Annotated in this window: 16 protein-coding genes; 7 read left to right on the forward strand and 9 right to left on the reverse strand. The window is 55.4% G+C overall.

What is annotated here, in order from left to right; translation table 11 throughout:
* Positions 1–44 precede the first annotated feature (44 nt).
* Entirely contained in the window at positions 45–1,244 is a 1,200-nt protein-coding gene (gene mtnK, locus ACJY2G_RS02895) for an S-methyl-5-thioribose kinase (RefSeq protein WP_430320276.1), read from the reverse strand.
* A gap of 116 nt (positions 1,245–1,360) precedes the next feature.
* Here mtnK and mtnA point away from each other — a divergent pair, with 116 nt between their 5' ends.
* The 4 genes from mtnA to ACJY2G_RS02915 all read left to right on the forward strand — a co-directional run bounded on the left by mtnA (position 1,361) and on the right by ACJY2G_RS02915 (position 4,421).
* Positions 1,361–2,389, forward strand: coding sequence for an S-methyl-5-thioribose-1-phosphate isomerase (mtnA, locus tag ACJY2G_RS02900; protein WP_430320275.1), 1,029 nt, complete (start codon positions 1,361–1,363; stop codon positions 2,387–2,389).
* 311 nt (positions 2,390–2,700) lie between these two features.
* On the forward strand, positions 2,701–3,369 hold the full coding sequence (locus ACJY2G_RS02905) for a CsgG/HfaB family protein (protein WP_120163234.1): 669 nt from the start codon (positions 2,701–2,703) through the stop codon (positions 3,367–3,369).
* Positions 3,370–3,387: 18 nt separating this feature from the next.
* Positions 3,388–3,765, forward strand: coding sequence for a DUF4810 domain-containing protein (locus ACJY2G_RS02910; protein ID WP_112290559.1), 378 nt, complete (start codon positions 3,388–3,390; stop codon positions 3,763–3,765).
* Positions 3,762–4,421, forward strand: coding sequence for a DUF799 domain-containing protein (locus ACJY2G_RS02915; RefSeq protein WP_120163202.1), 660 nt, complete (start codon positions 3,762–3,764; stop codon positions 4,419–4,421). The genes ACJY2G_RS02910 and ACJY2G_RS02915 overlap by 4 nt, the downstream gene beginning before the upstream one ends.
* 488 nt (positions 4,422–4,909) lie before the next feature.
* Here ACJY2G_RS02915 and ACJY2G_RS02920 read toward each other — a convergent pair whose 3' ends face one another.
* Genes ACJY2G_RS02920 through ACJY2G_RS02930 form a run of 3 tightly spaced genes read right to left on the reverse strand, consistent with a single transcriptional unit; the run spans position 4,910 to position 6,764 of the window.
* Complete coding sequence (locus ACJY2G_RS02920) at positions 4,910–5,455, reverse strand: 1,2-dihydroxy-3-keto-5-methylthiopentene dioxygenase (RefSeq protein ID WP_120163203.1); 546 nt, start codon at positions 5,453–5,455, stop codon at positions 4,910–4,912.
* Positions 5,456–5,466: 11 nt separating this feature from the next.
* A complete protein-coding gene (gene mtnC, locus ACJY2G_RS02925; protein ID WP_430320274.1) occupies positions 5,467–6,153 on the reverse strand; it encodes an acireductone synthase in 687 nt (228 codons plus the stop codon).
* Positions 6,150–6,764, reverse strand: coding sequence for a methylthioribulose 1-phosphate dehydratase (locus ACJY2G_RS02930; protein ID WP_120163205.1), 615 nt, complete (start codon positions 6,762–6,764; stop codon positions 6,150–6,152). Before ACJY2G_RS02930 ends, mtnC begins: the two co-directional genes overlap by 4 nt.
* Positions 6,765–6,971: 207 nt before the next feature.
* On the opposite strand from ACJY2G_RS02930, the gene ACJY2G_RS02935 reads away from it, so the two are divergent.
* Positions 6,972–8,132 carry a pyridoxal phosphate-dependent aminotransferase gene (locus ACJY2G_RS02935; RefSeq protein WP_279920007.1) on the forward strand — a complete coding sequence of 387 codons (1,161 nt, stop codon included), beginning with the start codon at positions 6,972–6,974 and terminating at the stop codon, positions 8,130–8,132.
* On the forward strand, positions 8,120–8,893 hold the full coding sequence (locus tag ACJY2G_RS02940; protein ID WP_113877959.1) for an amidohydrolase: 774 nt from the start codon (positions 8,120–8,122) through the stop codon (positions 8,891–8,893). Before ACJY2G_RS02935 ends, ACJY2G_RS02940 begins: the two co-directional genes overlap by 13 nt.
* Positions 8,894–8,961: 68 nt before the next feature.
* Here the strand turns inward: ACJY2G_RS02940 and ACJY2G_RS02945 are convergent, their stop codons facing one another.
* Positions 8,962–9,468, reverse strand: coding sequence for a DUF1993 domain-containing protein (locus ACJY2G_RS02945; protein ID WP_430320273.1), 507 nt, complete (start codon positions 9,466–9,468; stop codon positions 8,962–8,964).
* 212 nt (positions 9,469–9,680) lie between these two features.
* Here ACJY2G_RS02945 and ACJY2G_RS02950 point away from each other — a divergent pair, with 212 nt between their 5' ends.
* The gene (locus tag ACJY2G_RS02950) at positions 9,681–10,949 is read left to right on the forward strand and encodes a glutamine amidotransferase-related protein (protein ID WP_430320272.1); all 1,269 of its coding nucleotides are present in this window, start codon (positions 9,681–9,683) and stop codon (positions 10,947–10,949) included.
* A 13-nt stretch (positions 10,950–10,962) separates the two neighbouring features.
* Here the strand turns inward: ACJY2G_RS02950 and uraH are convergent, their stop codons facing one another.
* Genes uraH through ACJY2G_RS02970 form a run of 4 tightly spaced genes read right to left on the reverse strand, consistent with a single transcriptional unit; the run spans position 10,963 to position 14,319 of the window.
* Positions 10,963–11,298 carry a hydroxyisourate hydrolase gene (gene uraH, locus ACJY2G_RS02955; protein ID WP_112290571.1) on the reverse strand — a complete coding sequence of 112 codons (336 nt, stop codon included), beginning with the start codon at positions 11,296–11,298 and terminating at the stop codon, positions 10,963–10,965.
* Positions 11,295–11,810: a 2-oxo-4-hydroxy-4-carboxy-5-ureidoimidazoline decarboxylase gene (gene uraD / locus ACJY2G_RS02960; protein WP_430320271.1), complete on the reverse strand. Its 516-nt coding sequence runs from the start codon at positions 11,808–11,810 to the stop codon at positions 11,295–11,297. Before uraD ends, uraH begins: the two co-directional genes overlap by 4 nt.
* A complete protein-coding gene (gene hpxK, locus ACJY2G_RS02965) occupies positions 11,807–13,081 on the reverse strand; it encodes an allantoate amidohydrolase (protein ID WP_430320270.1) in 1,275 nt (424 codons plus the stop codon). The genes uraD and hpxK overlap by 4 nt, the downstream gene beginning before the upstream one ends.
* The gene (locus ACJY2G_RS02970; protein ID WP_430320269.1) at positions 13,081–14,319 is read right to left on the reverse strand and encodes a pyridoxal-phosphate-dependent aminotransferase family protein; all 1,239 of its coding nucleotides are present in this window, start codon (positions 14,317–14,319) and stop codon (positions 13,081–13,083) included. The genes hpxK and ACJY2G_RS02970 overlap by 1 nt, the downstream gene beginning before the upstream one ends.
* Positions 14,320–14,321: the final 2 nt, after the last annotated feature.

Consider the following 14,321-nt stretch of genomic DNA (forward strand, 5'->3'; position numbering starts at 1 on the left):
CCTACGCACCTCGAAGGCGGGCATTATACAAGAATCTTACAGGATTAGCTGAACTGACGGATCCGCGCAATAAGTGACTCCACATCGCCGATTTGTTGTGCAGTCAGAATGAGTTTTTGTCCGAGGCTCAGCGCGTGGCGCTGGCAATCGGCGCGCATCGCAGCATCTTTAATGGTATCGAGATCGGCGACGTGCGCCAGTCCGATGGTGCGGCGGATCAACTCCGCGCCGCAATACCCGACGGCATCGTGCCAGACTTCCTGCAGGAAAACTTCCGCATAGCCCGGCTCCGCCAGCGTCGGATCCTGGGATTTATCCCGCGCCAGTTGCAGGAAACGCTCCGAGAAGCTCAGCCACAGTTCACGCACATCTTTCAGGCGCTGCTCACGGCCATCTGCCGCTTCACGCACCCCGACCAGTCCCGGCAGGCCACAGTAGTTCAGCAGCAGATTTCCCATTGCCGAACCCGGATCAAATCCCAGCGGGCCGTAATAACCGAATTCCGCGTCGATGGCTTTCAGTTTACCTTCGGCGACAAAAATCGACCCGCTGTGAATATCGCCGTGCAGCAACGCTTCCGCTTTACTCAGGAAACGGTGTTTCAGCGCAGCCACCGCCAGTCGCAGCGGTTTATCCGCACGCAGCGCATCCACTTCCGGCTGCAATACGGCATCAAAATTATTGCGCTCGTGATCGACATACGGATCGGTAAAGAACAGATCTTCGGTGATCTGACACAATTCAGGATTAGTGAAACGGGAAACTTCGGCTTTTTTGGTCTGCGCGTTCTGGAAGAAATCCGAGGTATGGAACAACGTCTGCGCCAGATATTCTCCCAGCTGGGCAGAAGCCTGCGGGTAGTATTTCCCCTGCACCAGCTCGCTACGCCAGATGTGATGATCCGACAGATCTTCCTGCACCATCACCGCCAGTTCTGCGTCGTGATGTAAAACGCTGACCGTATGCTGCGGGCAATACTGACCGTGGATGATCAGGGTTTCTGCTTCAATGCGCGCACGATCTAAAGTCAGCGGCCAGGATTCACCCACACAACGCACATACGGCAGCGCCTGTTTGACGATCACCCGGCTTTTACCCGCAGTATCGCGGATCTTAAACACCAGATTCAGGTTTCCGTCACCGATTTCATCGGCAGTGACCAGGGAGTGCGGATCTGCCACGCCGCCAAACTGACGGGCATATTCAACGGCATCTTTGGCGGTAAATGTGTAGTAGCGCGACATCCTGACCTCTCGAATTCTTTTTTAGCCTTTAAAGCGTTTAGACGTCTATACATCCGTTACTCATGTTGGCAGAATAAGTGACCAGATGCAACCGGGCAACAAGGATTTAACCAATAATGCAAAGCTTCACAACCACCAGTTTACGTATTCGTGAAAACCAGCTGTGGATCCTCGACCAGCAAGCCCTGCCGCAACGGTCTGACTGGCGCGAATGTCGTGACGTCAGCGAACTGGTGGATCACATCCGCACCCTGCGCGTGCGTGGTGCACCCCTGATTGGCTTGTCCGCCAGCCTGCTGCTGGCGCTGCTGGCTGAACGGGGAATGGCGCAGGATGAATTACATCATGCGCTGGACACGCTGCGTGCCTCGCGCCCGACCGCCGTGAATCTGATGAACAATCTCGACCGGATGAAAGCCGCGCTGCAACAACCTGATTACGTGAAGGCGTTATCAGAAGAAGCGTTGCGTCTGGTGGATGAGGACCGGGCATTGTGCGACAGCATTGCCACACATGGCGCTAAGCTGGTCACACCCGGCAGCCGCCTGCTGACCCATTGCAACACCGGCGGGCTGGCAACGGCAGGCGTCGGTACGGCAATCGGGGTGATCCGCCGCGCCCATGAGCAGGGGAATGTAGAACAGGTTTGGGTGGACGAAACCCGTCCGCTGTTACAGGGCGGACGTCTCACCGCCTGGGAACTCGGTGAGCTGGGCATTACTTATCAGCTGATTTGCGATTCGATGGCCGCCAGCCTGATGGCACAAAAGCGCGTCGATGCTATCTGGGTCGGCGCTGACCGCATTGCTGCGAATGGCGATGTTGCCAACAAAATCGGCACTTACAGCCTGGCGGTTTTGGCGAAATATCACGGCATTCCGTTCTACGTCGCCGCACCGCATACCACGCACGATCCGCAATGTCCGAACGGTGCCGCTATCCCCATCGAACAGCGCGCCGCAAGCGAAGTCACCGGCGTTTCCGGCAGTTTTGGTTCCGTACAATGGGCACCGCTGGACGCACAGGTTTATAACCCGGCATTTGATGTGACGCCTGCAGAGTTGATCAGCGGATGGGTGCTGGATGTGGGCGTGGTGACGCCGGATCAGGTTCGGGAAGGGTTCTTCAGACGAGCCTTGCGTTAACCCTCTGGTAAATAATGCAGCGCCTGCAGGCGCTGTTTTTTTGAGCTAATGATAAAGAAAATCCATTAATGTAAGGAAATCGAAAAGCAATATCTGTTAGGATTATCATTAGCCAATTTTAAATTTTACTCTCTTTCAGCGCCGGTATTCCGCGACCGAAAAGGGTAAAAATGGCTATTGAGATAATTCATCGTTTTAAGTGAAATATCTCCTGCTACTTATTGGAATAACATTAAGTCAAATTATTTTAATTTGGCACGAGCAACCTTTGCCCGTTAATAAAAATTAAATTGACAAGGAATAGTAACATGATGAAATCAGTTTTCATTTTGTCGGCAATGATTGCGGCAGGCACATTAACAGGGTGTGCAACAGAATCATCCCGCACGGTTGAAGTTCAGAAAGTCGCTTCTTATAACACGCAATATAATGGCCCCCGCAGTCCGATTTCTGTCGGAAAATTCGATAACCGCTCAAGCTATATGAGTGGCATTTTCTCTGACGGCGTCGATCGTCTGGGCAATCAGTCTAAAACTATTCTGGTGACTGACCTGCAACAAACTGGCCGCTTTAATGTTTTAGACCGCACCAATATGGCTGAAATTAAAGAAGAAGCCGGAATTAAAGGCCAGGCACAAACGCTGAAAGGTGCTAATTACGTCATCACCGGTGATGTGACTGAGTTTGGTCGTAAAGAAGTCGGCGACAACCAGTTGTGGGGCATCCTCGGCCGCGGTAAGCAACAGATCGCTTACGCTAAAGTCAGCCTGAATGTTGTCAATGTTCAGACCTCTGAAGTGGTGTATTCCTCACAGGGCGCAGGCGAGTATTCCCTGTCCAACCGTGAAATTATTGGTTTCGGCGGTACTGCCAGTTATGACTCTACCTTAAACGGCAAAGTGCTGGATTTAGCAATTCGTGAAGCGGTGAATAACCTGGTGAATGGGATCGAAAGCGGCGCATGGCGTCCGGCTAATTAATAATACGGATATTATCAAATGACATTACGTAAAACCCAACGCGCCGTGTTAAAAGGTGGATTTTTTACCCTAGCGTTATTATTAGCGGGCTGTGCAAAACAGGCTGACACATCATTATATAACTGGGATAACTATCAGAAGACCGTTTACCAGTATTATCAGGGTGACAAAGTCGGCCCGGAAGAACAAATCGCGTCATTAAAAGAGTCGATTGAAAAATCCCGTGCAACCGGTAAAGCCGTTCCACCAGGCCTGCACGCCCAACTGGGATTACTTTATGCCAATACCGGTCATACCGATCTGGCATTTCAGGAATTCAATACTGAGAAAAGTTTATTTCCTGAGTCAGCAACCTACATGGATTTCCTGCTGAAAAATAAAGGGAGTGTTAAATGAAACGTTTATTCCTGCTGACCGGTATGGTGCTGACGTTGTTGCTGACAGGCTGCGCGAAAAAAGCGTCTTACGATTACACCGCGTTTAAAGAAAGCAAACCGAGATCGATTCTGGTCCTGCCGCCGGTGAACCATTCGCCGGACGTGAACGCCAGCCACAGCATGCTTTCAACTGTCACGGCACCGCTGGCAGAAGACGGCTTCTATGTCTTCCCGGTGGCTGTCGTTGAAGAAACCTTCAAGCAGAACGGCATAACCGGTGCGGAAGATATTCGTTCAGTCAGCGCCGCCAAACTGCGTGAAATTTTCGGTGCGGATGCCGCGCTTTACATTGATATCACCAGCTACGGCAGCAGCTACATGGTGGTTTCCAGCGAAACCCGTGTCACCGCTAATGCCAAACTGGTGGATTTACGCAATGGCAAAGTGCTGTGGACAGGTAACGCCACTGCCTCTGACAGCGAAAATGACAACAACAACGGCGGGATCATCGGCATGCTGGTTCAGGCTGCGGTGAAGCAAATCTCCAGCACGATTTCCGACAAAGGTCATGATATCGCCGGGCTCACCAGCTACCGTCTGCTGAGTGCATCTCAGACCGACGGCCTGCTGTACGGCCCACGCTCACCGAATTATGGTAAGCAGGTAATGCGTTAAAGGCCTGAAGAAAGCCGTCCCTTGCGGGACGGCTTTCTGGCTTACTTGCCCGGTGCGTTAATGATCACATTAAGAGAGTTGTTGGAAATGCTCCAGCTCCCCTTCCCTTGTGTCAGCGTCGCGCCGGTGACAACGAGAAAGATACAGATGTACCGTTTCATTGTGCGGTCCTTGCAAAGACCGCTTCACGTCAACACCACCGGTGATATCTCCGTGAAAACAAGCGCTAGTCTGCGCCTGCGTTGACGGTCGTTGGACATCCTTTTCTGAAACCGGTGCCCGTTTGCTAAGACGGCGTAAAGGCCCGGCGTCATCATACACGCATTGCCAGGATCCTTGACAAATAAGTTCAAAAAGTAGACTATCCCTCCCGCTAGTCTGCGCTTGCGTTACATCAGTAACGAAGCCCGCTGGAAAGGCCGCTAACCTGACCAGCACAAAAAAACCACCTTTCGGTGGTTTTTTTGTTTCTGCGAGACGTGGCCCCCTTACTCCCCCATCCTCGGATACGCATCCGCAATCTTATCGCCGGTGAAATGCGCCACCCAGCCTTCCGGATTGTCGAACACGCGGATCGCGGTAAATGACGGGGATCCGCCCATGTCAAACCAGTGGCGGGTGTTGGCCGGTACGGAAATCAGATCGTTCTTCTCGCACAGGATCTGGAAAATCTTGCCATTCAGGTGCAGGCAAAACAGCCCCGCGCCTTCAACGAAAAAACGTACTTCATCTTCGCCATGCGTATGCTCGGAAAGGAATTTGGTGCGCAGCACGTCGCGCTGTTCATTGTCCGGACGCATGCTGATCACGTCCCAGCTCTGATAGCCTTTTTCTTCGACCAGTTTATCGATTTCATGCTGATAAGCGGCAATCACGTCCTGCGGTTGCGGGTTCTCACCTAAATCGCGATCAGCCTGCCAGCGCTCAAAGCGCACATCAATTTTGCTCAGTTCGGCAGCAATGGCGTCGCCGTCGCGGCTTTCCCAGACCGGTGCGGAAGGATCCTGGTCACTAAAAATCGTCAATGCACTCATGGTCAACCCTCTTATAAGAATGTTTCTAAGGCTATCTGATCAAAACGATTAACTTGCAGGTGATCGCTGAGCTCGTCAGCGTCATCACGGATCAGCTGACAGGTATGCCAGCCTGCCAGGCGCGCGGCATCGAGTTCCTGACGGATGTCCGATAAAAACAGTAAATCCTGCGGCGGCAGGATCAGTTGCTCGGCGATGTTCTGATACGACTCCGTTTCACGCTTTGCCCCGACGCGGGTGTCGAAATATCCGCTGAACAGCGGGGTTAAATCACCCGCATCACTGTAGCCAAACAGCAGTTTTTGCGCGTCCACCGAACCGGAGGAATACACGCAAAGTTTCAGGCCTTCGGCTTTCCAGCCTTCCAGTTGCGGCGCGACGTCGTCATAGAGATGGCCGCGGAAATCGCCATTCTCATAACCCGTGCGCCAGATGATGCCCTGCAAGACTTTCAGCGACGTCGATTTCACGTCGTTGTCCATGTAGGTAAAAAGCTGTTCGATGAGCGCTTCGACGCTGGCCTGTGGCCGGTCGATTTCAGCGCGTAAGGCGTCCAGCGCCGCTGCGACGTCCGGCTGTTCATGCTCATGACGAAGGAACTCCGCCAGACGCTGGCGGGCGTAAGGGAATAACACCTGATGCACAAAACGGATATCCGTGGTGGTGCCTTCAATATCAGTGACAATAGCGCGGATCATTTAGCCTCCAGCAGGCGACGTTGCAGTTCACATTGGAACAGGAATTCCAGCCCTTCCAGATGGCGGCGCGCTTCGGCCACATCCCGTCCCCAGCAGGTCAGCCCGTGGCCGCGCAGCAGAAAACCATACTGCAACGGCGCGTGCTCTGACGAGGCAATAATCTTCTGCGCCAGCGCAGGAATATCCTGGCTGTTGTCGAAGATCGGGATCACCACCTGATCAAGGTGCGAGGTCTGGCCACTGAGCGATTTTTGCATCTCGTAGCCTTCCAGCACCAGCGCGCCGCTGCGCTCAACCCGCGATAACACGGTCGAGTTGACCGAATGGGTATGCAGCACCGCGCCTGTTTCAGGATAGCGGGAATACAGCATCGTGTGCAGCCCGGTTTCCGCCGAAGGACGACGACCACCCGGCGCAAGGCCGCTTTCCAGTTCCACCAGCAGGAAGTCTTCTGCGGTCAGTGATCCTTTGTCTTTTCCTGATTCGGTGATCAGGCAATGGGCATCGCCTTCGCGTACAGACATATTACCGCCCGTCGCCGGGCTCCAGCCCTTCTGACCAATCCAGTGACAGGCCGCCAGCAGCGCGCCCAGTTGCAAATTCTCTGTCATTTTTATCCTGTAAAACCGGTGCGTTGAGGGACTGAGTTTGGCGTGAAACAGCGATATATAAAAAGTTAAGTGCCTTAGACCGAATTGGCATTTAGCCATCTAAGCGTCTCGATTGCCAAATATTAACATCGTGTTATATTGTCAGCAACATCGCTATTTGCACACCTGACGCCTGTCAGGTCAACGGTCCAGGAGTATTGACCCGCCATGAGCACAGCAGCATTGATCCCCGAAAGTAAACTTCCTGCCTTAGGCACCACGATTTTCACCCAAATGAGTGCTCTGGCGCAGAAACACAATGCGATTAACCTGTCGCAGGGTTTTCCTGACTTCGACGGCCCGCAATATCTGAGGGATCGTCTGGCGTATCACGTCAGTCAGGGTTCGAACCAGTACGCTCCGATGACCGGCACCGCGCCACTGCGTGAAGCGATTGCCGCGAAAACCGAACTGATTTACGGCTATGCGCCGGACGCCAACACCGACATCACCATCACAGCGGGCGCGACCGAATCACTGTATATCGCCATCACCGCGCTGGTGTCGAAAGGTGATGAAGTGATTGCTTTTGATCCGAGCTATGACTGTTACGCCCCGGCGGTGGAACTGGCGGGCGGCGTGATGAAACGCATTCAGCTACAGCCGCCGGAATTTAAAGTGAACTGGGCGGAATTCGCCGATCAGATCACTGACCGCACGAAGCTGGTGATCATCAACACCCCGCATAATCCGTCGGCCACGGTCTGGAGCGACAGCGACGTCGAACAACTCTGGCAGACCATTGCGGATAAGCACATTTTCGTGCTGAGCGATGAAGTGTACGAGCACATTTGCTTTGCACCGCAAGGTCACGCCAGCGTGCTGCGTCATCCCGAATTGCGTCAGCGTGCTATTGCGGTGTCATCGTTCGGCAAGACTTATCACATGACAGGCTGGCGCGTAGGTTACTGCATCGCACCGGCGATTATCAGTGCCGAACTGCGCAAGGTTCATCAGTATCTGACCTTCTCCATCACCACGCCGGTTCAGCTGGCGCTGGCGGATATGCTGCGTGAAGCGCCGGAACACTGGCAGGAATTACCGGCCTTTTATCAGGCCAAGCGCGACCGTCTGGCGCAGGGGCTGGCGAACAGCCGTCTGAAAGTGTTACCCAGTCAGGGCACCTATTTCCTGCTGGTCGACTACAGTGACGTGTCCGATTTAGACGACGTGGCATTCTGCCACTGGCTGACTGAACATGTCGGCGTAGCGGCCATTCCGATGTCGGTATTCTGCGCCGCACCTTTCCCACATAAACTGATCCGGCTGTGCTTCGCCAAACAGGAAGCCACGCTGGACGCTGCCGCGGAGCGCCTGTGTCAACTTTAAAACTGTCCGTACTGCAACAGCCGCTGGTGTGGCTGGACGGCGAGGCAAACCTCGCGCATTTCGACGGCCTGCTCGGTGCGCTGACCGGCCGTGACCTGATTGTGTTGCCTGAAATGTTTACCACCGGTTTTGCCATGCAGGCACCGGGCAGCGCGCTGCCGGAATCGCGTGTGGTGCAATGGCTTCAACAATGGGCAAAACAACTCGGTGCGATGATCGGTGGCAGTGTGGCGCTGAGCACCACGGAAGGCGCGGTGAACCGTTTCCTGCTGGTTGAGCCGCAGGGCAACGTGCATTTTTACGATAAACGTCACCTGTTCCGCATGGCCGGTGAACACAATTATTATGTGCCCGGAAAACGTCGTGAAATCGTCGAATGGCGCGGCTGGCGTATTTTGCCGCAAGTCTGTTACGACCTGCGTTTCCCTGTGTATTCACGCAATCGTCAGGATTACGACCTGGCGCTTTACGTCGCCAACTGGCCTGCCCCACGCAGCCGTCACTGGCAGACATTGCTCGCCGCCCGTGCCATCGAAAATCAGGCGTATGTTGCCGGTTGCAACCGCGTCGGCCATGACGATAACGGTCATTATTACAGCGGCGACAGCCTGATCATTAATCCGCAAGGTGAAGAACTGGCGCGGGCAGAACCGGGTTCGGCGATGATTATTGAGGCCGAATTATCACTGGAAGCGTTACAGGATTACCGCGAAACTTTCCCCGCCTGGCGCGATGCCGATACCTATTTGTTGCATGACTAAAAATTGTTACATGACAAAAAAATGCCCCGGACTTTTCAGCCGGGGCATTTTTTATTCGACAGTGGTGATTAATTCCCGCCGATAAAGTCCGCCTTACCAATATCCACGCCCAGGTGGCGCAGAATGTTGTAGGCGGTAGTGATGTGGAAATAGAAGTTCGGCACGGCAAAGACGGTGACGTAGCTGTGCGCGGTGAATTTCAGTTCATGGTTTCGGCCTTTCACCACGATCTCGCGGGATTCATCGCCTTCCAGTTTCGCGACATCCACGCTTTCAATAAAGCGCAGCGTTTTGGCGATACGTTCCTGCAACTGGGCAAACGTCACTTCATTATCTTCCATCGCCGGTGCGGCAATGCCCGACAGACGGGCAATTGCGCCTTTCGACATGTCACTGGTGATTTGCACCTGACGCGCCAGCGGATACATATCTTCGGCCAGACGGGTATTCAGGACTTCTTCTTCTGATTTTCCGTTTTCTTTTGCCCATGCAGCGCCCTTTTCCAGCAAGGCTGAAAGATTCTTTAATCCACGAACAAACTGTGCTGCCGTACTGCCATAAAGAGATGCTGACATGATGCTTCCTTAGTGAATGAAGTGTTAGAACAACCGGCGCTACACTAGCGCGTTCCGTTCTAAACAGCGTGACGTTTTATAGCAATGAAGTGTGACGAAATGCGGGTTTGCGACACATCTCTCTCTTTTTGTCAGCGCATGTAAACACATCCCTGTGTGGATCAATTCTTGCATTCAATATCCCCGCAAAAACATCTGACAGAGGACCACTGATGACCATCACCTTTATTGCACACTCCACGCCCGAACCTGCGTTGTACGGCGCGATGGCAGCGATACTTGCTGAACTCCGCGCGTTGCCGCTGTGTCACTTTCCCGTCAGTCATGATGCACAACGTTACCCGAATGCCCGTCAGCACGTCACGGCGCAGGGACACGCACTGACCAGCGGGCTGGTGTGGCTTGAGCGCCTGACCGGGCGCGGTGCGGGTGAAGAAACTGGCCTTGAATCCCTGATTTATCGGGCACTTAAAGAAGATATCGTCGTACCATTGCGTGAGCCTTTATCCGCGGGTCTGGCGGCACAAATCGCTGAACACGGCATAGAAACTGAGTCACTGACCGTGGTGCGCAATCAGGATAAATTCCAGCTGGAAGATTGCGCGACCGGCAAAATTCGCAGTAACGGCTGGGGGCGCGATGCCTTCGGGCGCTGGGCGTTAGGCTCCGTTTCGCAGCCGGTGATGCGGGCAGGAAAAACACTGCGCGTGGCGCTGGTGGGCGATTTTGCCGAGCAACGCGACAGCTATCCGGCGATGCTGGCTGCACTGGGAGACGCCGCCGATGCACTGGCAATGAACATTGACGTGGTGTATGTGACAGCGGCGTTACTTGGCAGCCAGCTCGACTGCACGCTTTTCGACGTCGACGGCATTATTTTACCGGGCGCAACGTTAACGCAGGGCGATCATCAGGCCAGCGCGCTGGCGACTGCCGCCTGGGCACTGGAAAACCGCACGCCGGTGCTGGGCATCAATCAGGGAATGCATCAGATGGTGACGGCGCTGGGCCAGAAAGTGCTCGGACAGGATCGGGTGGTGATGCACGGCCCGTCAACGCTGGGCAGTCTGCAAACCGGTTTGCCGCTCGCCGAGCACGCGCAGCCACGTCCGGGGAATCATACGGTCATCACCCGCAGCGGCAGCCTGCTGGCCAATAAAATGGGCGATGCGTTTACGCTGCGCTATAACCAGCGCCGCTATCTGAATCCGCATTTACTGGCAGAACTGGAAAGTACGGGATTGCGCATTACGGGGTATGACGAAAGCGGGGAACAGGCGCAGGTGGCAGAGCTGGACAATCATCCGTTCTTTCTCGGCGTTCAGGGACAACCGGAACTGATGTCACGTCGCGAGCGCCCGCATCCGCTGCTGATGGCGTTTTTGCAACAGGTGCGTCAGGGCAATCGTGACCGGGATGTCAGCCACGCGGCGCTGACCCAAAGCGTGCGGTTAAAGCATCCGCACCTGCTGATGGGCTGAATGACAGAAAGGTCTAACTGCCGCGATACGTTGAATAAGAATAAGGACTGATCAGCAGCGGCAGATGGTAATGATCCTGCTCACCGTCGATCACCACATCAATGATCGCCGAGTGATACAGCGTTTCGCGCCCCGTTGCCGTGAAATACGCGCCAATATCCGCACACAACCGGTAATGCCCGGAAGCCACCGGTTCCGGCGTTAATTTTGCGGCGCGGCCATCGGCATCGGTTTGGGTTTCGCTGATAAGCGTGATGTTCCGCCCTTCAAGGCTTTCCAGCCAGACGCGCACATTGGCCGCGGGCTGGCCCAAAGACGTATCAAGAATATGGGTGGTGATGCGTGTCATAACGGGAATATCTCCTTTAAACGCAGCAGGGTAATTTCTTTGAGTTGTTGCGCCGTTTCCTGATCTTCAGCGTCCGGTGAATTCTTCAGGCGTCGTTGCAGATTATCCAGAATCTCCTCTGAACTGCGCCCTTTCGCGCGGATCAGAAACACCCGTCCGAAACGTTGCTCATAACGCAGGTTGCCGTCATGCAGCGCATCGATCACTGCCTGCTGGCTGATATTGAGCGTCGCCTGTTCGCCACGGGAAAGCTGCGCTTCTTTACTGGCTCCGCTGGCGCGTTCGCCGATACGCGGATGTGCCGACAGCGCCTGAGTAATATCTTCCGGTTGCCAGTTTTCGCAGGCCGCTTCCGCGCGGCGCAATACGTCTTCCACAGAAGCATAAGGGCGTCCGTCACTGACAGTTTTCGCCCACGAAGGGATATTCACCAGCGGGCGCAACAGGGCAACGGCTTCAAATTCGGATAGCGCATTGAATCTGGATAACGAGCCGGATCCTTCGAAAGTCATAAATGTCCCTCAGCAAAACTCAGCACCGTATTGATATACGCCTGCACCGCGTAAGCTACGTCGCCGGTGGTGACAGATTCATCGGGATGATGGCTGATGCCGTCTTTACAGCGCACAAACAACATGCCGACCGGCCAGCATTCAGCCATGGCAATCGCATCATGCCCTGCCCCGCTTGGCAATGACATCGCCTGTCCCTGCAGGTGTAGAACGCTCTGACTCAGACGATGCTGCAAACCGGCATTACATTCCGTCGCGCTGATGCCGTAAAACTGTTCGGCAGCGAACGTCAGGCCGCGCCGTGCGGCGATATCCCGACCTTTCGCCAGCAGCGTTTCCAGCAGCGCAGAGAGATCATCATCACGCGGACCGCGTACATCCAGCGACAGCTTCACCTGACCCGGAATGACATTCACCGCGCCCGGCAGACATTCCAGGGTGCCGACCGTCGCCACCAGATTACGGCCGGTGGCAGTAGTGATGCTTTCAATCGCCAGCGTCCATTCAGCGGCGGCGGTCAGGGCGTCCTGACGCTGCCCCATCGGCACGGTTCCGGCATGACCTGCGTGACCGGTGAATTCGCAATTAAGGCGACGCGCACCGTTAATCGCCGTGACCACGCCGAGCGGCACATCCGCCGTTTGCAGGCACGGGCCTTGTTCGATATGCAATTCAAGATACGCGCAGAAATCGCTGACCGCGCGCTGTGACGCACCGATCTTCAGCGGCTCCAGCCCGGCACTCTGCATCGCCTGTGCCACCGAAATCCCCTGCGCGTCCTGACGTTCCAGCCAGTCCGCCGGCCAGGTGCCGGTCAGCCCGCGGCTGCCCAGCAGCGTGATACCAAAACGCGTCCCTTCTTCATCGCAGAACCCGACAATTTCCACCGCCATCGGCAAACGGATGCCGTTGTGATGCAAATGCGCCACCACTTCCAGCGCGGTCAGCACGCCCAGCGGGCCGTCATAACGCCCTGCATTACGCACGCTGTCGAGATGTGAGCCAAGCAGGATGGCGGGAGCCGAAGCGTCCAGCCCTTCGTAGCGCCCGCAGATGTTGCCGACGCTGTCCTGCCAGACGCGCATACCGGCTGCTTCCATCCATCCGCCCACGACCTGATTGGCCTGCAAATGTTCGGCCGAGAGATACACGCGGGTCAGCTGACCCGGCGTTTCACTGATGGCGGCGAGTGCATCGCAGCGCGCCATCACCCGTTCAGCAGCACGTTTTGCGCTGTCGGAAACCGCAGCCAGCGTAAAGGCTTCTGCCATTACTGACCTCCTGCGTAGTGATCCCAGGCGGCCTGCGCCCCTGCGCCGTATTTCGACGCATAGCCGAGACGGTTAAGCACCGCTTCCAGCGCCACCAGCGTCTGCAACACGCAGTCTTTACGCGCGTTGTAACCCATGGTGCCGATACGCCAGATTTTCCCGGCCAGCGGGCCAAATGACGTGCCGATTTCAATGCTGAAATCGTTAAGCATCATCTGGCGCACCTGTTCGCCGTGAACGCCCTGCGGAATGACCACGCCGAGCACGTTATTCATGCGGTTATTCAGGTCGCCGAACACTTCCAGCCCCATGCCCTGAATCCCTGCCAGCAGTGCGCCGCCGTGCAGTTTGTGGCGGGCGATACCGGTATCGAGCCCTTCTTCCAGAATGATGCGCGCACATTCGCGTGCCGCAAATAACATGCTGGTGGCTTCGGTATGGTGGTTCAGACGCTCCGGCCCCCAGTAATCCATGATCATGCCAAGATCGAAATAGTTGGAGTAGATCATCTCCTCATCGCCGTCGGCGTGGTCGGCGGTACGGATACCTTCTTCCACGCATTTACGGCGGCGGATTTGTTCTTCAAAGCGCGGGCTGATGGTCACGGGCGAGCTGCCGGAAGGACCGCCGAGGCATTTTTGCAAACCGGCAGACACTGCGTCTAAACCCCAGGCGTCGGTTTCCAGCGGGTTGCCGCCGAAGGACGCCGTGGCATCGGAATAGAACAACACGCCGTGACGGCGGCAGATTTCACCCAGTTGCTCCAGCGGCTGCAACATGGTGGTGGACGTATCGCCCTGCACGGTCAGCAACCAGCGCGGTTTCACGGATTTAATCGCATCTTCGATTTGCTGCGGATCAAACACTTCGCCCCACGGCGCTTCGATGGTGTGAACTTCAGCGCGACAACGACGGGCAATTTCACACAGCAGATGACCGAAACGACCAAACACCGGCACCAGCACTTTGTCGCCCGGACGGATACCGGAAAGCAGCACGGCTTCGATCCCGGCGCGCGAGGTGCCGTCGATCAGCAACGTCCACGGGTTTTCGGTTTTATACAGCGCACGGTACAGCGCCATCACTTCGTTCATGTAGCCGGTCATCACCGGATCATATTGTCCGACCAGCTGGCTCGCCATTGCCCGCAGCACGCGCGGATCGGCATTGATGGGCCCCGGCCCCATCAGCAGACGGCTTGGCGGGTTGATTTGTCCGGGAGAGATGAAATTTGACATAG

The sequence above is a fragment of the Rahnella sp. ATs2 genome (genome assembly GCF_051851855.1).
GTDB classification, from domain to species: domain Bacteria; phylum Pseudomonadota; class Gammaproteobacteria; order Enterobacterales; family Enterobacteriaceae; genus Rahnella; species Rahnella variigena.

Coding starts and splice junctions, on each gene's coding strand:
- ACJY2G_RS02935 (WP_279920007.1), top strand. CDS start 6,972: ATGAGCACAGCAGCATTGATCCCCGAAAGTAAACTTCCTGCCTTAGGC.
- mtnC (WP_430320274.1), bottom strand. CDS start 6,153: ATGATCCGCGCTATTGTCACTGATATTGAAGGCACCACCACGGATATC.
- ACJY2G_RS02920 (WP_120163203.1), bottom strand. CDS start 5,455: ATGAGTGCATTGACGATTTTTAGTGACCAGGATCCTTCCGCACCGGTC.
- ACJY2G_RS02930 (WP_120163205.1), bottom strand. CDS start 6,764: ATGACAGAGAATTTGCAACTGGGCGCGCTGCTGGCGGCCTGTCACTGG.
- mtnA (WP_430320275.1), top strand. CDS start 1,361: ATGCAAAGCTTCACAACCACCAGTTTACGTATTCGTGAAAACCAGCTG.
- ACJY2G_RS02905 (WP_120163234.1), top strand. CDS start 2,701: ATGAAATCAGTTTTCATTTTGTCGGCAATGATTGCGGCAGGCACATTA.
- ACJY2G_RS02970 (WP_430320269.1), bottom strand. CDS start 14,319: ATGTCAAATTTCATCTCTCCCGGACAAATCAACCCGCCAAGCCGTCTG.
- uraD (WP_430320271.1), bottom strand. CDS start 11,810: ATGACTTTCGAAGGATCCGGCTCGTTATCCAGATTCAATGCGCTATCC.
- ACJY2G_RS02910 (WP_112290559.1), top strand. CDS start 3,388: ATGACATTACGTAAAACCCAACGCGCCGTGTTAAAAGGTGGATTTTTT.
- mtnK (WP_430320276.1), bottom strand. CDS start 1,244: ATGTCGCGCTACTACACATTTACCGCCAAAGATGCCGTTGAATATGCC.
- ACJY2G_RS02915 (WP_120163202.1), top strand. CDS start 3,762: ATGAAACGTTTATTCCTGCTGACCGGTATGGTGCTGACGTTGTTGCTG.
- ACJY2G_RS02950 (WP_430320272.1), top strand. CDS start 9,681: ATGACCATCACCTTTATTGCACACTCCACGCCCGAACCTGCGTTGTAC.
- ACJY2G_RS02945 (WP_430320273.1), bottom strand. CDS start 9,468: ATGTCAGCATCTCTTTATGGCAGTACGGCAGCACAGTTTGTTCGTGGA.
- hpxK (WP_430320270.1), bottom strand. CDS start 13,081: ATGGCAGAAGCCTTTACGCTGGCTGCGGTTTCCGACAGCGCAAAACGT.
- uraH (WP_112290571.1), bottom strand. CDS start 11,298: ATGACACGCATCACCACCCATATTCTTGATACGTCTTTGGGCCAGCCC.